The 16345-nt window shown below is 60.2% G+C and carries 16 protein-coding genes and 3 pseudogenes; 15 read left to right on the top strand and 4 right to left on the bottom strand.

Going from position 1 to position 16345, the window contains the following annotated elements; genetic code table 11:
• Window positions 1-1131 precede the first annotated feature (1131 nt).
• The 4 genes and pseudogenes from IPI80_RS15625 to IPI80_RS15610 all read left to right on the top strand — a co-directional run bounded on the left by IPI80_RS15625 (window position 1132) and on the right by IPI80_RS15610 (window position 4092).
• Complete coding sequence (locus tag IPI80_RS15625) at window positions 1132-1584, top strand: GNAT family N-acetyltransferase (RefSeq protein WP_413861704.1); 453 nt, start codon at window positions 1132-1134, stop codon at window positions 1582-1584.
• Window positions 1585-2294: 710 nt separating this feature from the next.
• Window positions 2295-2992: pseudogene (locus IPI80_RS15620) on the top strand (diguanylate cyclase domain-containing protein); the annotation flags it as partial.
• A gap of 19 nt (window positions 2993-3011) precedes the next feature.
• A complete protein-coding gene (locus tag IPI80_RS15615) occupies window positions 3012-3167 on the top strand; it encodes a hypothetical protein (RefSeq protein ID WP_413861706.1) in 156 nt (51 codons plus the stop codon).
• A gap of 383 nt (window positions 3168-3550) precedes the next feature.
• A pseudogene (locus IPI80_RS15610) lies at window positions 3551-4092 on the top strand (EAL domain-containing protein).
• Between the two features lies 1 nt (window position 4093).
• Here IPI80_RS15610 and IPI80_RS15605 read toward each other — a convergent pair.
• A pseudogene (locus IPI80_RS15605) lies at window positions 4094-5036 on the bottom strand (DUF808 domain-containing protein).
• Window positions 5037-5161: 125 nt separating this feature from the next.
• Between IPI80_RS15605 and IPI80_RS15600 the strand changes: the two are divergent.
• The 9 genes from IPI80_RS15600 (at window position 5162) to tnpC (ending at window position 12910) form a co-directional block, all read left to right on the top strand.
• Entirely contained in the window at window positions 5162-5575 is a 414-nt protein-coding gene (locus IPI80_RS15600; protein ID WP_413861702.1) for a hypothetical protein, read from the top strand.
• A gap of 186 nt (window positions 5576-5761) precedes the next feature.
• On the top strand, window positions 5762-6094 hold the full coding sequence (locus IPI80_RS15595) for a hypothetical protein (protein ID WP_413861700.1): 333 nt from the start codon (window positions 5762-5764) through the stop codon (window positions 6092-6094).
• 347 nt (window positions 6095-6441) lie between these two features.
• Window positions 6442-7776, top strand: coding sequence for a hypothetical protein (locus IPI80_RS15590; protein ID WP_413861698.1), 1335 nt, complete (start codon window positions 6442-6444; stop codon window positions 7774-7776).
• The gene (locus IPI80_RS15585) at window positions 7728-8735 is read left to right on the top strand and encodes a hypothetical protein (RefSeq protein ID WP_413861696.1); all 1008 of its coding nucleotides are present in this window, start codon (window positions 7728-7730) and stop codon (window positions 8733-8735) included. Before IPI80_RS15590 ends, IPI80_RS15585 begins: the two co-directional genes overlap by 49 nt.
• On the top strand, window positions 8720-9031 hold the full coding sequence (locus IPI80_RS15580) for a hypothetical protein (RefSeq protein ID WP_413861694.1): 312 nt from the start codon (window positions 8720-8722) through the stop codon (window positions 9029-9031). The genes IPI80_RS15585 and IPI80_RS15580 overlap by 16 nt, the downstream gene beginning before the upstream one ends.
• A 479-nt stretch (window positions 9032-9510) precedes the next feature.
• Window positions 9511-10425, top strand: a complete 915-nt coding sequence (locus IPI80_RS15575) for a hypothetical protein (RefSeq protein WP_413861692.1) — start codon at window positions 9511-9513, stop codon at window positions 10423-10425.
• 53 nt (window positions 10426-10478) lie between these two features.
• Window positions 10479-10883 (top strand): transposase, encoded by a 405-nt coding sequence (locus IPI80_RS15570; RefSeq protein ID WP_413861690.1) that lies wholly within the window; start codon window positions 10479-10481, stop codon window positions 10881-10883.
• Window positions 10880-11215 (top strand): IS66 family insertion sequence element accessory protein TnpB, encoded by a 336-nt coding sequence (tnpB, locus tag IPI80_RS15565; protein ID WP_413861688.1) that lies wholly within the window; start codon window positions 10880-10882, stop codon window positions 11213-11215. Before IPI80_RS15570 ends, tnpB begins: the two co-directional genes overlap by 4 nt.
• A gap of 81 nt (window positions 11216-11296) precedes the next feature.
• A complete protein-coding gene (gene tnpC, locus IPI80_RS15560) occupies window positions 11297-12910 on the top strand; it encodes an IS66 family transposase (protein ID WP_413861686.1) in 1614 nt (537 codons plus the stop codon).
• Window positions 12911-13467: 557 nt separating this feature from the next.
• Here tnpC and IPI80_RS15555 read toward each other — a convergent pair.
• Both IPI80_RS15555 and IPI80_RS15550 read right to left on the bottom strand, forming a co-directional pair.
• A complete protein-coding gene (locus IPI80_RS15555) occupies window positions 13468-13656 on the bottom strand; it encodes a hypothetical protein (RefSeq protein ID WP_413861684.1) in 189 nt (62 codons plus the stop codon).
• An 86-nt stretch (window positions 13657-13742) separates the two neighbouring features.
• Window positions 13743-14477 (bottom strand): alcohol dehydrogenase catalytic domain-containing protein, encoded by a 735-nt coding sequence (locus IPI80_RS15550; protein WP_413861682.1) that lies wholly within the window; start codon window positions 14475-14477, stop codon window positions 13743-13745.
• A gap of 371 nt (window positions 14478-14848) precedes the next feature.
• Between IPI80_RS15550 and IPI80_RS15545 the strand changes: the two genes are divergently transcribed.
• Complete coding sequence (locus IPI80_RS15545; protein WP_413861680.1) at window positions 14849-14983, top strand: hypothetical protein; 135 nt, start codon at window positions 14849-14851, stop codon at window positions 14981-14983.
• A gap of 136 nt (window positions 14984-15119) precedes the next feature.
• Complete coding sequence (locus IPI80_RS15540; RefSeq protein WP_413861678.1) at window positions 15120-15548, top strand: hypothetical protein; 429 nt, start codon at window positions 15120-15122, stop codon at window positions 15546-15548.
• Window positions 15549-15836: 288 nt separating this feature from the next.
• Here the strand turns inward: IPI80_RS15540 and IPI80_RS15535 are convergent, their stop codons facing one another.
• Window positions 15837-16010, bottom strand: coding sequence for an N-acetyltransferase family protein (locus tag IPI80_RS15535; protein ID WP_413861676.1), 174 nt, complete (start codon window positions 16008-16010; stop codon window positions 15837-15839).
• Between the last annotated feature and the right edge of the window lie 335 nt (window positions 16011-16345).

Genomic DNA, 16345 nt, shown 5'->3' with positions numbered 1-16345 from the left:
GAACGTGGCGTTGATCGAGGTCTCGCTGCCTGATGCCTTTGGTTATGCAGGCCTGGGGTATGGTGGACAACATTCCCGCGAGCCATTGCGCGGGCGCGGCTGGTGATTACCAGGTCAACCCCTGCCATGCCGCGCTCCATGGGCGACTCCACCGTCCACATCAGCCGCATCGACCACCTGGTGCTGGAACACACCCCGTGACCGAGTTTGAGCGCACTCCGGGCAAGACGACAACGTGCAGCGCATTGCGCCCTATCCCGGCATCATCGGCGCGATGGCTCTACTCCAAATCGGCCTGGGCCAGGCGCCCACGGGGCCCTGCAGCAGTATCCTACCGACCGCAAAGACCTGGCGTGCACTCGATTTGATATCTGACGCCATCCTGCCCTTGTTGGCCAACGGTAACTTTACCGGTGCCGCAAGACCACAAGCCGTTCAAGATCGTCGCAAGTCTCGCCGCGGGTTCGCGCGGACTGTACGACCTGATGGACGGCAACCCCTTGTTTTCGATGGAACCCATGGACGCGGTAGCTTGCAACCCCACGACCATCGCCGCACCGCACAAAGATGGTGGCCATTGCGCAGGGCCTATTCCATTGACCTTAGGGCCAAGTCTGCATTGACCAGATTTGGTGGAGAGTTCCTACAGCGGCACTGGCAGCCAGGGGAGTTTCTGCGTGGCGCCTCGCGTTCACCGGGGCGCCAAGCCCATGGCGTGACCTCCACCACCGAAGATGGCTTGCAGTCGCGCATACTCCCTCGCTGGGCAGCGAGGCGGCCACCATTGCCCGCACCGACGTGCACTTCCGTGCGGTGACCGAATACGGCATTGCTTTGCCTGTTTGGCAAATCCATCCGCCAGCGCGCGACCGGCCCTGATCGAAACTAGCACACCCGTAATTTCGCCTTGAGCTGTTTTGCCCAAGCCCAGGCGCTGGGGTATTTGAGTGCAGACCAAACGCTGCAAAACCTGCGGGCGTATCCGGTGGAAGATGAGCTACCATTGGTACGCTCAAGGACCGAAGCGCAGTGCTGCTGCTGCGTCCGGCCCCTCCCAGCGGCGCGCAGGGCATTCGGACCTGTTTCACCATCTGAGCGAGGCCGACGTCGGCACCCGGTTTTTTTCGCCACGTGCGTGGCTTGTCCAACGCCGAGGTGCAGCGCCTGTGCAACCTGAACTACGAGAACGAAGTGGCTTGCGGCCACTGCGGTCTTACTGAGGATTCGCAGATCGTGGCCCAGTCGTGCTACTTCATCAACCCCACCACCTTTCCGGCCTACACGGCCTTTATGGTGCACCCCGATTGGCAGGGCAGTGGCTCGGCACGGCGCTGCAAGACTGCGTGGTGCAACAGCGCCAAGAAGCGCAGGACTACGCGCTTTGTGGCCGATGTCCTGCCCGGCAATACGCGCATGCGGAGCCTGGCACGCAACGGTCCTGCCACGGCTGAGATGGGAAAGGGCAGCGACCCGGTCCATCCCCTGCTGTCCCGGGCCGGCGGCTGGCGTATCAGAAAACCCACCGCTGCCTTTTTTTGCTGCAGACAAAGTTGCCAGCTTCACCAGCATCAAACCGATTGCTAGCTATTTGAAGCGCGTTTGCATATTTCATGAGGGCAGGCCGGATTTGCTGAAACAATTTGTGGCGCAGGGCAGTCGAAATCGATCCGACCGCGGGTCAAGACCACTGTACGGGACGGGCTCCTTTCGTGTCGCTCAGGGCCTAAAATTCGCAACACAAACGCTTGCGTGCACCGCAGACACCGACAACCGCCATGAACCCCGACACCGGAACCTCCCTGGACAGCGGACGCAACGACTCAGTTGGCGTGGATTTGCTGGCGCGGCGGTAGAACAAAGTCCCTTTGCTGTTGTGGTGGTGAACCTGAAAGGCGAAGTGGAGTATTGCACCCCGCCTTCACCCAGCATGACCGGGTACGCCCTCAACGGGATCGCGGGCCACACCGCCCATCCGTGGAACCCAGAAGGAACCAGCGACAGCATCTGGACAGTCTGCTGACATCCCCGGTCCATTGTGGAACCGGCGTGACGTGGCGCAGGCCCGCCGCAAGGATGGCAGCACTACTGGGAGCGCCAGATGGTGTCCACCCTGCCAATAAACGAGGGCAAAACCACCACCTGGTCCCGGTGAAAGAAGACATCAGCGAGCGCAAGCTCAGAAGCAAAATTACGATCAGACCAGGCTCCTGCAGGAGCAGGCACTGGCGTCCAGCAGCAACGGCATCACGAGTCACGCGCAGTGATGCGGATGACCACTCCACGTCTACGGGAACCCGGCGTTCAGACGCATCACTGGCTACCGCGCGGAGCAGTTGATTGGCCTGCGGCGTTTTCTGGTGCGCGACGATCTGGCCCAGCCTGACCTGGAAAACATCCGGACCGCACTGCGCGACAAACACGAAGGCCAGGCTACCCTGCGCAACTACCGCAAAGACGGCTCACTGTTCTGGAACGAACTGCACATTGCCCCGGGGCGCGACCTCACCGGCGCGGCCACCACGCGCTTTGTCAGCGTCATCAACGACATCAGCGAACGTGTGCGGTACCAGCAGGCGCTGGAGCACCAGGCCAACCATGACAGCTTGACGGGCCTGGCCAATCGCAACCTGCTCAACGATCGCATCGACCAGGCCATTGCGTGGGCCAAGCGCAATGAGCTGGTGATAGGCGTCATGCTGCTGGACCTGGACCATTTCAAGCTCATCAATGACGCCTCGGGCCACCTCGCTGGTGACGCCTTGCTTAAAGAGGTAGCTAACCGGCTGCGCGACTGCGTCCGCGAGACCGATACCGTGGCCCGGGGGGCGATGAGTTCGTCATCATCCTCACCGATCTGCCCCAGCCCGACGACACCGACCAGATTGCCCAGAAGCTGCTGACCGCACTGGCGCGGCCGATTGAAGTGGCCGGTCGCGACGTGTTCGTCACGGCCAGCATTGGCGCTTCGTTCTCCCCGCGCGACGGCGACCACGGTGAAGTTCTGCTGCGTTATGCCGAAACGGCCATGTACCGCGTCAAGGAACGCCGGGCGCAACAGCGTACGCCAGTTCGTGCCGGAGATGGGCTCCGCCGCCATCAGCCGACTGGACATGGAAGCCGCCATGCGGCGCGGCCTGGAGCGGGGCGAGTTTTTGCTGCACTACTAGCTCAAGATCGATCTCTCAGCCACCGCATCATCGGCGCAGAGGCATTGATCCGTTGGCAGCACCCCAGATCGGCTTGGTACACCCATCGAGTTCATCCACCGCCGAAGAGACCGGCCTGATTATTCCTGGGCGAGTGGGTGGTGAAAGAGGTATGCCTACAGCAGGCGGCGCTGGCGCGAGCAGGCCTGGCGCCCATGAAAATTGGCATCAATATGTCAGCACGCCAGTTCCGCCAGGAGGATCTGGCCGAGCGCATTGCTGCTGTGTTTGCCAGCACACAGGCCGACCCAACGCACCATTCTGGAGTTGACTGAAAGCATGGTGATGCACGATGTAGACAGCAACCTGGTGGCTCTGCGCGCGCTCAAGCAACTGGGCGTGTCCTGTCGCTGGATGACTTTGGCACGGGCTATTCCAGCCTGTCCTATCTGCGCCGCTTCCCAATTGATGAACTCAAGATTGACCGCTCTTTCATTACCGACATCCACACCAGTCCGATGACGCTGCCATTGCTGGCGCCATCGTTGCCATGGCGCGCAGCCTGGGCCTGTCGGTGGTGGCCGAAGGGGTCGAGACGGAGGAACAAGCCGATCTGCTGGTCGCCATGGGCTGCAATCAGGTACAGGGCAACTACTTTGCGCGGCCCATGCCAGAGCGCGCCTTCACCACACAGCTGCACGAACAGCAGAGAGCGGGCAAACATGACAAAGCTGGCTTGGCACTCATTGGCCAGGGAGAACTGGCTCAACCGCTCAAAGAAGCGGTGCTGATGAATCCGGGCCGTAGGCCCCAACCCGGTGTACCGCCTCAATGTTTCAGGCCGGGAGGTGCTGGCAGTTGCACTGCCCGGGTGGCGGGGCAGTTGTCATCGAACCGCAGGCTCCGCCCAGAATCAAGCGCCGCCGCATGGAGCCACCCGCTATAGCTTACCGCAGTGCGGAGGCTTTAGCCTTGCAGCGTCTGCCCCGCAGCCTGTCAGCCTTAACACCCAACAGAACCAGTCCACCCGCCACCACACACCGATGGCGGCGTCCAGCAGCAGCGGCATTACGCCGCATGGGCCACACTGGCTGCCAGCCCAGTTCCTCCGAACGTACAGCAAAGTCTGCACCGCAAGGCAGTGGCCCCGCCCATGCTCCAGGATACCGCACCCACGAGGAACATAGCCGCTGTTCCCACCACAGTCAGGGTCTTCATCAAGGCCGGCGCCGCCCGCAGCAGGCCGCGCCCCGCCGACTGCTGCACCCGCATCACCGTACCGGTACCACTGCCGTGGCTGAGGTGCAGACCGGCATCGTCGAAGCTTCACGATACCGGCAACAATGCCAAACACCAAAAGTCATCAACACAGCAATACCACCCCAGCACGGTCAGCTGGGTCAACCAGGGCTGTTTTGCACCGTGCCCAACGTGATGGCAATGATTTCAGCCGACAGCACAAAGTCCGTGCGGATGGCGCCTTTCACCTTGTCACGCTCCAGCTTCACCAGGTCCACCGCCGGGTTTTCCAATGCGGCCAGCAAAACTTGCTGATGGGTTTGGTCGTCCCGTGTGCTGTGGCGCCAACTTGTGCCCAGCTTCTCGAACCCTTCCAGGCACAGGTAGGCGCCGCCTACCATCTCCAGCGGCGTGACCGCCCAGGGAATGAACAGCCTATCGCAGAAACGCAGCTGGCACCAAAATTAGTTTGTTGACCAGCGAGCCTTTGCACACGGCCCACACCACAGGCAGTTCGCGATCAGCGGTGACACCCACCACCTGCTGGGCGTTGAGCGCCAGATCGTCACCCAACACACCCGCCGCCCTTTGCGCAGCCACCTTGGACAAGACGGCCACGTCGTCAAGGATGGTGGCAATATCGTCGATCAGGCGAGCAGGCTGCTGGACATGGTGGCGGGAAGTTGGCAGCGAAAGCGCATATTGTGCCCGTGCGATAACCGACTTCGTGCAGTAATAATGTGCCAAACTCCTCACCTTACCCGCAAGGAAAGATCATGTCCATCACCATTCCCGTCGAACTGGGCTACGAGTTTGAAGTCAAGGCGCCGTTCAAGGAGGTTTTTGAGGTGCTGGCTGACGTGCCCACCTCGGCCGGCTTCTACCCGCATGTGGACCAGTTGGTGGACCTGGGCGGTGGCGCCTACCGCTGGGAGATGGCCAAAATTGGCCTGCCTCAGGTTAACCTGCAGACGGTGTACGCCTCCAAATACGTGTCCAACAAGGCCAAGGGCACAGTGGTATGGACGCCGGTAGAGGGTGAAGGCAACGCCCGCGTGTCGGGTAGCTGGCACATGACCGACCGCCGTACCTCCACCCTGATCGTGCTGGCCGTGCAAGGTGAACTGACCATCGCCCTGCCGGCCCTGGATGAAGTTGGTGGTGGCGCCGGTGGTGGGGGCCGAATTTGAGCGCCTGACCGAACAGTACATTGCCAACCTGATCGAACGCTTTGGCGGTGAGGTTGATTAGATGCTATCTATTTGGTAGCTGTTAACGTAGTGCTGACGAGGGCTAAGAGTCGTTGGGCCATGTAGGGATAGCGCCCTGAGACAACGCGCGCGAGGTCTGTGGCGCGCAGGAGACGGGTTGTGCCGGTGGCCACAATCGCAGGTCTCAGCCTACTGCGCTTGACGGCGACGGTCAAAGACGAGCCGTTCAAGAACGAGCCAGCCTGCATGGTCACTTTCGCTATCGAAAACCTGCACAACAAGCCGCTTGCGGTCTTCTCAGCTACGTTCATACCGAAACAAGCCAACACGGGCAAGGTACTGACTACAGCTACCGAATTTGCGGGGATTCGCTGCGATGACGTTGCGGTGCGTTTCGAGGGCAGGTTTTTGTGCGCGTTCGAAGGGCAGGCCTGCACTGCGGCGAATATTGAAGTGCAGCAAGTAGGGCTGGCTTCTGTGGCCGGACTGGGAAGTTGATCTTGGCACCCTAAATGGGCAATGCCGCGCAGCGGACAGTGACCATCCGGCATTAGGTGAAGTGAAAAAAGGCGACGGCTCCCTGTAGGGTACTGTTCCGCAGTTTGTCACGAGGGTCGCTTCCGACCCAAAGCAGAAGTCTCGTCCTACAAATTCAGTGCCTGAAAGCAGTCATTCAGAGATGGGTGTGCTTCTGGAGACCGGGCGACTGGGTTGCAGCAGGAACTGCCCCCTACCATGAGCTTGCTCAGCAAGCCTCTCTCGGCCGGGAAGGGTCATTCGCGACGGGCTTACGGTCGACATGGAACTCCTAGATAGACGTCGCCGCTAGTCGGCGAGAATCACGCATGGCAACGATCGATTTCAACAGGATTCGCAGCAACCCGAAGAGTAAGAACGACAGCTTCGAAGCGCTGGCCGTCCAGCTGTTTAAGTGCTCCCTTCGTCCGCCCGCCGGTTCGACATTCGTCAGCCTACGCGGCGACGGCGGCGACGGCGGTGTCGAGGCGTACTACCGCATGCCCGACGGAAGCGTCGCAGGCGTGCAGGCCAAGTACTTCTTCCAGCTGGGTGATACGGAGCTGCGTCAGATTGATGATTCGCTCGCCACGGCACTGAAGAACCACCCCTCACTGTCCGACTACTGGGTTTACATCCCCTTTGACTTGACCGGAAGGGTCGCAGCGGGTGCCCGAGGCAAGAGTCAAGCCGAGCGATTTGAGGAGTGGAAGAAGAAGGTCGAGGCTGCTGTCAAGGTGGCAGGCTCCATGCTATCGGTGACTCTGTGCACTGCGGCGGTCATTCGGGCGCAGATTCATGCATCTGACCCGCATGGCGGAATGCGGCGGTATTGGTTTGACAAATCCGTACTGACTCAGACACAGATTCAGCAGTGCCTCGACGACGCAATTGCCTTCGCCGGCCCTCGATACACGGCCGCGCTGGACGTCGTGACAAGCGCGCATGTCGGCCTGGACTTCTTCGGTGGAATCGGCGACTTCGCGGCTTGGCGAGAAGAGTCGCTCCAGCCTGTCATCACACAACTACGCTCGCTCATGGGCTGGGGCGACAAGGCACTCGCGGTTCTGGGCGAACCCGATGCCACCACTGCCCGCGCGACCCTCCGACTTGTCATCGAGGCGAGCGAGCGCATGACCGATGTCTCCTCGGTGGCGTTGGACTCAGCTGAAGTGAAGCAAGGGTTGTCGACTGTGCTGCCGCTGCTCGCGAAGGCGCGAGCAGCGCAAGAGCGGGCATTCTATGACGAGCATGGGCGAGACAAAGACACCCCCTCCTTCCGGCAGTTCCACGCCGAGTACATGTGCGCTTTCCCGGCTGGGGAAATGGACGCGGCGCGTGAGTGGGAGCAAGCAGCGCAGGCACTTCAGACCGCACTCTCGTCACCGGAGATGGGTGCTGCCACGACGCGCTCCCTGTTATTGGTAGGCCCGGCTGGCATCGGGAAAACCCATTCGATTGTCAGTGCTGCACGCCGCAGGTTTGCCCGAGGTGGCTATTCGCTGGTCGTCTTTGGCGACGACTTCGGCAGAGGTGAGCCCTGGGAGGTGATACGCAGCAAGTTTGGATTTGGCGCCGATCTGGCACGCGCAGCACTTTTTGAGTGTATGCATGCATGCGCAAACAACACGGGCTACCGTTCGTCGTCTACATCGACGCGCTGAACGAGAGTCCTCGGGGCGCTCGATGGAAAAACAAGCTACCAGAACTGCTGGCCCAGTGCGCGCCGTACCCGGGCCTCAAGGTCTGTGTCTCGACTCGGGATACGTATCGCGACTTGGTCGTCGACGCACGCTTCCCGGGCTACGCGTTCGAGCATTCGGGGTTCGCGGGACGCGAGTTCGAAGCCGTGGAGGCATTCGCGACCCACTACGGGCTTGACGCGGAAATCACGCCCTTGTTCTCGCCCGAGCTGGGCAACCCGCTGTTCCTGCACCTGGCCTGCAGGACGTTGCGAGACGAAGGCCTAACGTCGTTGGATGTTTCCCTTCCAGGCTTTGCCGCGCTGTTGGATAGCCACCTCAAGCATTGCGATGGCCTTGTCAGGGGCAGGTTGGCCTACACGAACCCGAAGAATCTCGTGCGCGCGGCGATGCTGCGGCTGTCTGAAGTGCTCACGTGCAACCTACCGAAGGAGCGAACCTGGGAGGCGTGCACGGCTGAGCTGTCGGAAGTAGTCGGAACAGAAGTTCCCGCCGAGGCCCTGCTCAAAGAGCTTGAACATGAAGGCCTCGTCATCCTGTCGGCCGGAGACCACGACACCTGGTTCGTTCGGCTCGGATACCAGCGGTACGGAGACATTCTTCGAGCCAGCGGCATCGTCGAACGACTGACCGGGCCACAGGGATTGACACCTCGTCCCTGGCGACCCATCTCGCCGCGTTCACCCCAGACGATGAGGGTGTCCTTGAAGCCCTGGCGGCAGTACTGCCAGAGCAAGCCGGTCTCGAAATCACCGAGGCATCTCTCGGGGTCGAACCAGCACTCGCGCACGGGCTATTGGTTCGTGCCATGGTCTGGCGCTCCAGGGACAGCGTCGCCTACGACATTGATGACCACGTGTACGGCGCGCTGCGCACTCCGGGCCTATGGCGCGAGGTTTACGACATGTTCTTCCGTGTGAGTCTGGTCCCACGACACCGGCTCAATGCATCGAACTGGCTGAGCCCTTTCCTGCAGAACTCGCCGTTGGTCGACCGCGACGCGTTCCTCTCTGTGGCGGCCTTCAAGTCCTTTGACGACAAGGGCGCCGTCTGGTCCCTCATCAATGCTGCGCTCAAGGCAAATGTCTATCGCTGGCCGGCGGAGAGCAGAGAGCTGGCGGTCGTGGTCTTGGCTTGGCTTACATCGGTTGCCGACCGGCGAGTGCGCGACCTGTCCGCCAAGGCGATGGCAAGGGCTACTGGCAATTCAGCCTGATCTCGGTAGGATGTTGACGGTCGAGTTCAGGGGGTGTGATGACGACTACATGCTAGAGAGCATCGCTCTGTCCATCTACAGCGCGTGTCTGCTGCAGAGGCATCGCGCCGTGGAGTTCGTCCCGGCGTTCAGAGGTCTGCTGAGCCCGACCTTCGATTCACCCAACGTCCTTGTCCGTGACTCCGTGCGGCTGCTCGGCCAATTGATTGGCCGTGACAAGCTAGATGCCACCACGCTGAAGCGGCTGGATGCCTTTCCGTCGAAGGTGTCAACATGCACCAGCTGGCCCACGCTACTTGATGCCAAACCGCTCTTGGAGTTGGAACGCCTGCCCACGAACATGGAGCTATGGGGCACGGGCATGCTGCCCGACTTCTGGCGCTACCAAGTTGAGGCGAAGATTCGCGACTTCAACCTCGATGCTGCAGGCATCACCCACGAGAACATCGCCTGTTGGCTGATGGTCGAGGTTCTCCGACTTGGCTACCCGGGCACCAACCAGTGCGCGCTCAAGACGGATCGCGCTATCAGCGGCGAGTTCGGTAACGGTCGCGGCCGAAAAGGATACGCTGACCGACTCGGCAAAAGTACTACTGACACTGCTCCATCGACTGTTGGGAGTGCTGGCCGACAACGTGCAGCCCAAGACTTCCTACTCGGGTCAGAAGGCCGGCCCGGGCCACTTATGGTCTGTCGATGTCCGCAAGGTCGACCTGACCGATGTCCGAGACATAGCGCCGACTCGAGACTATCCAGACGAAGTCATCCAAGGGCCGAGGTATGCCTTCCCCGACCGGAGGAGCGACATCAAGCATTGGGTGCAGACCGACGATTTCACGCCCCACGGTGACTGCATTATTCGTAGGTCCAACGCCGGCACTGAGTGGGTGGCGCTGTCTCTTAGCGCCAGGGACAGCGATGAGCCGCCAGGGGAACGCTCGTGGACCGAGTCGCATCTGGGCGTCGATGTCTACTACACAAGCCTGTTCGTGACAGGAAGGTTGCCAGCCTTCGGGCCGAAAAGCCAGGGCAGAGATGCCTTCGAGAGTCAAGGGGCACATTGGTATCGAGGCTATCTTGCGGAGTATCCAGATGGCCCAGTCTTCGAGCAGGCTGCCGACGAGGGTGACTTCTACCGAGGCCCCAAGGGCATGGACTTCGCGGAGGTCGGGCTCCTGCGTGGCGGCGAGTGGGAGTACGACTACTCGTACACGACACCTGAACAACCAGAGTCCATCCACGTGCCCTGCCAAGATCTGGTCAAGCGCCTCGCGCTAGCTTGGGACAGGCAACGCGGCTGGGTCGACGCCAATGGCCACCTTGTCGCGTTCGAAACGCGGGCAAAGCGACGCAATGGCCTGTTCGTCCGTAAGCGTCCGGCAATCCCGTCTTGAATAAGGGCCTCTCATCTCGCAAGATCGTGTGCACGCAAACAATCGTGCACACCATGCCCAAAGAATTAGAGATTTCCAGACATTCTGCTCAGTACACCCACCGGACGTACACCGCCGAATTCAAAGCCCAATTGGTAGCCGCATGCCAACAACCCGGCGCTTCCATCGCTGCATTGGCCAGCAGTCAAGGAATGAATGCCAATGTCTTGCACCGCTGGCTCAAGGAACACCTGCACAGCGGTCGCCATCAGCTTATCAAGCCCAGTAGGTCAGATGCCCTTTGCGCTGTCGCGCCGGCACCAGCGTTCCTGCCGGTGAAGCTGACAGTCACAGAGCCAAAGCCAACTGGCGCAGATATCAAGGCAGAGTTTCGCAAAGGCGCGCTGTCGATAAACATCACCTGGCCTATTTGTGCAGCAGCGGAGTTTACGAGTTGGGCGACAGCCCTTCTCAAATGATCCGCATCGACGCCGTCTGGCTGGCAACGGTGCCGATGGACATGCGAGCTGGCACCGACACCGCCTTGGCAAGAGTCGTCCAAGTCTTTGGTGCCGCTCACCCACACACTGCCTACCTCTTTGCCAACCGACGTGCTACGCGCATGAAGGTACTGGTGCATGACGGCATTGGCATCTGGTTTGCCAGCCGACGCCTGCACCAGGGCCACTTTGTCTGGCCCGCTGGGAGCGCCACTGACAGAGTCAGTTTGAGCCGTAATCAGCTCGACGCCCTGGTGCTGGGATTGCCGTGGTCACGCATTGGCGACGGCGGAATCATCACCGTGGTTTGACTCTTTCTTTGCTATGCTTTTTGCGTCTATTGGGGGATGCTCCAATAGGCGTCGACCCACAGTATTGGCACACTCCCGTGCATGGTTGTAGCCCCTGAATCACTGTCCAGTTTGAACGCAGCGCAATTGCGCGAACTAGCCCGCGATTTGATTGCAAAAATTGCACATCAAGACCAGCAACACAACCAAGAAATCACCGAACGCGACCTGAAAATCGCGGTCCTTGACCAGGCTATCACCAGCAAGGACCGTGAGATCCTGTACCGCCAAGCCAAGATCGATCAGCTCACGCATGAGATGGCCGTCCTGAAGCGCTGGAAGTTCGGGCGCAGCCGCGAACAACTCGATGCCGGTCAGGCCAGTCTGCTCGATGAAACCATCGACGCCGACATCGCAGCCATAGAGCAAGAGCTGCAGAACTTGGCACCCGAAGGAAAGACAGACAAAGAACCCGCCAATAAACCCAAACGCGCAGCCCTACCAGCAGAGCTGCCCCGTGTGCAGATTCACCATGAACCCGACAGCACTACCTGCAACTGCGGCTGCCAGTTAAAGCGCGTTGGTGAAGACGTCAGCGAGAAGCTGGATTACACACCCGGCGTCATGACGGTGGAGCGCCACATCCGAGGCAAATGGGCCTGCACCAACTGCCAAACATTGATCCAGGCGCCGGTTCCCGCGCAGATCATCGACAAAGGCATCCCGACTTCGGGCTTGCTGGCCCAAGTGCTGGTGGCCAAGTATTCGGATCACCTGCCCTTGTACCGGCAAGAAAGCATCTTTGGCCGCTCGGGCTTTGCGATCCCACGCTCCACACTTGCCCAATGGGTGGGCGTGTGTGGCGTGCAGTTGCAGCCGCTGGTGGATGCACTGAAGAATTCCATGCTCCAACACGGGGTACTGCATGCCGATGAAACGCCGGTGGCCATGCTCAAGCCGGGCAACAAGAAAACGCACCGGGCTTACCTGTGGGCTTATGCTCCGGGCGCGTTTGAAGATTTGAAAGCTGTGGTCTACGACTTCTGCGAAACCCGAGCGGGTGAACATTGTCGAACCTTCCTGGATGAATGGAAGGGATCACTGGTTTGCGACGACTTCGGTGGCTACAAGGCCGGGTTTACCAATGGCATCACCGAGGCTGGCTGCATGGCGCATGCGCGGCGCAAGTTCTTTGACCTGCATGTGAGCAACAAGAGCCAGATCGCTGAACAGGCTTTGACGTACATCGGCCAACTGTATGACGTTGAGCGAGAGGTCAAACATCTGCACGCTGATGAGCGACGGCACATCCGGCAAACCCAATCCAAACCACTGGCTAATATGTTTCATCAGTGGATGCTGCTGCAGCGCCAGAAGATCACGGACGGCTCGGCAACGGCCAAAGCCTTGGACTACAGCTTAAAGCGCTGGGACGCACTGACCCGGTTTCTGGATGATGGGCAATTGCCGATTGATAACAATTGGATTGAGAACCAGATTCGTCCGGTAGCTATTGGACGAAACAATTGGTTATTTGCGGGCTCTCTGCGGGCCGGGCAGCGCGCCGCTGCGGTAATGAGTCTGATTCAGAGCGCCAAGCTCAATGGGCATGATCCGTATGCTTATTTGAAGGATGTACTGGCACGTTTGCCAACTCAGAAGAACAGCCAGATAGACGAACTGCTGCCGCACCGCTGGAAACCACTGACTACATAGCGCCTGCAACGTCAAGGTGTGTTGGCCATGCGCTTACGTTCGTCCGACGTGACGTGCTGAACGTGTATCTGACAGCGACCCAGCGCACACCGGTTTACCGCCGATTCGCTAATCGCGGGCTGTTCTCGCAAGGTGGGCGTGATGGCTCTCAGGTTGACTCCTTCACCTGGATGACCTATCAGCCCTCGGGCCTGCCTCAGGTGTTGAACGAGACGAAGCGCCCATTGAACTGTTGATCGCGCGGTTACAGGTCGGAAGGCGGACGACTGCAATGGGCCGATGGCTGCCAGAGGTAAGGGCGCGCGAGCGGCTGCAACCAGCCTTTAACGGAAGTCTGTTCCTGACCTGCACCCATGTAGCAGATACGCCAATTTCACGACTCCATAGCGGTCATTGACGGTAGTCTGCTCCTGGCCCACAGCGGGCATAGCCAGCCTAACTGGGAACACCCACTGACTGCCACAAGCGGCCACAGACATCCCCTCGTTCAATCCGTTGAGTTCACCACCCAATTTTTCGCTGGCCACGCAGTTTCATTTGCAAATGCCCTCCGGGGTTTAAAAATCCGCGTCCAACACCACCCGGTAGCGCGCTTTGCCCGAGCGCAGATGGTCCAGCGCCTCGTTCATACGGCTCATGGAAAGGTGCTCTACCTGCGGCGCAATGCCGTGGCGGGCCGAGAACTCCATCATTTTGGTCAACGTGGTGGGGATGGCGTGGGCGAAGCTGAGATGCTGCGCTGCCATGACAGCAGGCCGCCAGTTTTGATCTTCACGCCTCGGTCACCACGCCGACCATGTGCAGATGGCCCTTGAGGGGGCCAGGGTGCCAATCAGCGCATCCCCATTCCAGCGAGGCACCCACCGGACCAGCAAAAGTCCAACGTGCCGGCAATCGTTTTGAGTTCCTTCACGTCCACACTGCTAATCGTGTGGTGTGCGCCCAGCAGCAGGGCTTCTTCACGTTTGGATGGTGTGGACGTGAACGCCGTTACCTCGCAGCCCCAGGCATGTGCAAACTTGACGGCCAGGTGGCCCAGACCACCAATGCCGACCACGCCGACTTTGTCGGTTGGCTTGATGTCGTTAATCACAAAGGGCAAAAAGGCCGTACCTCCACCGCACATCAGCGGGCCGGCGCTAGTCGGATCCAGGCCAGCTGGAATGGGCAGGCTCCAGCTCCAGTGCGCGCGTACCCGGTCGGCAAAGCCGCCATGGCGCCCAATGATGGTGGGCTGGCGTTTGGCGCACAGGTTTTGATCGCCCCCCAGGCAGAAGTTGCAATGGCAGCAGCTGTGGCTGTGCCAGCCCAGGCCCACGCGCTGGCCCACGCTGCGGCCCTTGGCCTGATCACCCACTGCGACGATGGTGCCAACAACCTCATGCCCCGGCACCAGCGGGTAGCTGGCGGGAAACCATTCGCTATCAACCATGGCCAGATCAGAGTGGCAGACACCGCAATGTTCCACTGCAATTTCCACATCCCGGTGCAGCGTTCCGGGGTCAAAATCCATCTGCTGCAGCGGGCCGCCAGCCTGTGTGGCAGCCCAGGCACGAAACATTGCCATCGCGTATCTCCTTAAAATTGGCACAGCGTAGCGGTTTTCATGCCACCACGTTGCAGGAGTCTGTAACACCTGCGACTGACCGATGGCGGGCGAAAGGCGGCGCATAATCGGCGCGGCACTGTATTTGCCCTCGTTTTTTTTCCAACAACAAGAGCTTTTACTATGCACCGCGTCGCCATCAGCAGCATTGGCAGGCCTATTCACTCCGCCCGAAGTCATTGGCAACGAAGAGCTGGTTGCCGCATTCAACGCCTACGCCACCATCGAGAACGAGAAGTACGCCGACGAGATCGCCGCCGGCACCCACACACGCCTATCACAAACCTCCAGTGTGAGTTCATCGAAAAAGCCCGGGTCCCAAACGCCGCTATGTGATGAACAAGAGCGGTGTTGCTCGGATCCGCGGCGCATGCACCCTGCTCGCTACCCGTCCAGATACCGAACTCTCGTTGATGGCCGAAATTGCAGTCAAGGCCGGGCAAGACGCACTGGCTGCAGTTCCGTAAGACCGCCGCCGATGGGACGGCGTCATTTGCGCGGCGGTGAAACATGCAGCGCGCCTACCCCGCCATGGGCGTGGAAATTCAGACCGCGCTGGCATCAAGGGCTGGGCATTCGACATGAACGTGTGCCCTGGCACCTTTGGCCAGCGAGATGGCGGTGAACGCGGTACGCACTGGATCAGCCCGCGCCATTTTGGTGGTCAACCCCGAAATCACCTCCGCCACCCGGGTTTGGCAAGACCGCGACTGCCACTTTATTTTTGGTGATGTATGCACCGCCATTTTGGTGGAGCGCCTCGATCTGGCGCCAGCCGGCGCGTTTGAAATTTTGGGCACCAAGCTGCTGACCTCGTTTTCAAACGCCATTCGCAACAACGCAGGCTTCATGTCGCGCGCCGAAGACCGCAACCCCGACGATCGCGACCTGCTGTTTCGCCAGGAAGGCCGCAAAGTGTTCAAAGAGGTTTGCCCCATGGGCCGCCGAGCACATATCCGGCCACCGGCCGCGCACGACTTGCAGCCCACGCAGGTGCGCTGCTTCTGGTCAAACCAAGCCATCTGTCCATGAACCAGCTCATCGCCCGCAAGCTGCTGGGCCGCGACGCCACCACCGAAGAAGCGCCCGTGATTCTGGTCGAGTCAACAACTCGATCGGCCGGCTCGATTATCGCCCTCCGTCGCTGGCCGACTTTCCGTCGGGCGAGAGCCGGTGATTTGCTCGTTTGGCGCGGGCTATTCGATTGGCAGCGCCATCGTGCAAAAACTGGCCGCTTAGTTCCAGGGATTCGCTTCAAAGAACTCTTTCACCCGCACGGTGCCCACGGGCACCGTCTTGGCGCTGTGCCAGGGTTCACGCTTAGCCGGTCAGTTCATGGAAGCGCAAAGCACGGACGTTAGACAGGGCAATCCAAATGGTGACGTGGGTGCAACCTTCTTCTTGCAGGCCTTCGCGGGTTGCGTCCCAAAGCAGACCCACGCCCTGACCCCAGTGGTCGGGCGCCACGTAGATGGAATCCCGTGAGCCGCCCATGGTCTGGGGTTTTCTTTGTCGCGAGAGCGGTCAAAGCCCACAAATCCGACGATTTTTTCGCCGTCCACGGCCACGTGCACTTGGGGCCTGAGTATTCAATGGCTTGGCGCCAGTAAGCCTGAGTTTGTCCAGGGCCGCCATGGGACCGGCGCATTAGGCACGGCGGACTTGAATGCTTCGCACACGGTGGCGTTGTGGAGTTCGGCAATGCCTGGCATCGCGCAGGGTAGCGGGGCGTACCAAAAGTAGTCGTGGTGACATGTCGGAACGCAATCTCGAAGCAAGAATAAGTAAGGGGCCGATTGTCGCCGCAAATGCGCCACCGCTATTGCCGC

Origin of the sequence: Candidatus Aalborgicola defluviihabitans (assembly GCF_016705985.1) — a bacterium.
GTDB lineage: Bacteria > Pseudomonadota > Gammaproteobacteria > Burkholderiales > Burkholderiaceae_C > Allorhodoferax > Allorhodoferax defluviihabitans.
The sequence above is the reverse complement of the archived record's forward strand: the minus strand, read 5'-3'. Positions and strand labels throughout refer to the sequence as shown.

What these genes read in the sequence shown, in the direction of transcription:
- IPI80_RS15615 (WP_413861706.1), top strand. Translation starts at nt 3,012, where the DNA reads ATGCCGAAACGGCCATGTACCGCGTCAAGGAACGCCGGGCGCAACAGC.
- IPI80_RS15600 (WP_413861702.1), top strand. Translation starts at nt 5,162, where the DNA reads ATGTCCATCACCATTCCCGTCGAACTGGGCTACGAGTTTGAAGTCAAG.
- IPI80_RS15590 (WP_413861698.1), top strand. Translation starts at nt 6,442, where the DNA reads ATGGCAACGATCGATTTCAACAGGATTCGCAGCAACCCGAAGAGTAAG.
- IPI80_RS15585 (WP_413861696.1), top strand. Translation starts at nt 7,728, where the DNA reads ATGCGCAAACAACACGGGCTACCGTTCGTCGTCTACATCGACGCGCTG.
- IPI80_RS15580 (WP_413861694.1), top strand. Translation starts at nt 8,720, where the DNA reads ATGTTCTTCCGTGTGAGTCTGGTCCCACGACACCGGCTCAATGCATCG.
- IPI80_RS15570 (WP_413861690.1), top strand. Translation starts at nt 10,479, where the DNA reads ATGCCCAAAGAATTAGAGATTTCCAGACATTCTGCTCAGTACACCCAC.
- tnpB (WP_413861688.1), top strand. Translation starts at nt 10,880, where the DNA reads ATGATCCGCATCGACGCCGTCTGGCTGGCAACGGTGCCGATGGACATG.
- tnpC (WP_413861686.1), top strand. Translation starts at nt 11,297, where the DNA reads ATGGTTGTAGCCCCTGAATCACTGTCCAGTTTGAACGCAGCGCAATTG.
- IPI80_RS15555 (WP_413861684.1), bottom strand. Translation starts at nt 13,656, where the DNA reads ATGGCAGCGCAGCATCTCAGCTTCGCCCACGCCATCCCCACCACGTTG.
- IPI80_RS15550 (WP_413861682.1), bottom strand. Translation starts at nt 14,477, where the DNA reads ATGGCAATGTTTCGTGCCTGGGCTGCCACACAGGCTGGCGGCCCGCTG.
- IPI80_RS15535 (WP_413861676.1), bottom strand. Translation starts at nt 16,010, where the DNA reads ATGGGCGGCTCACGGGATTCCATCTACGTGGCGCCCGACCACTGGGGT.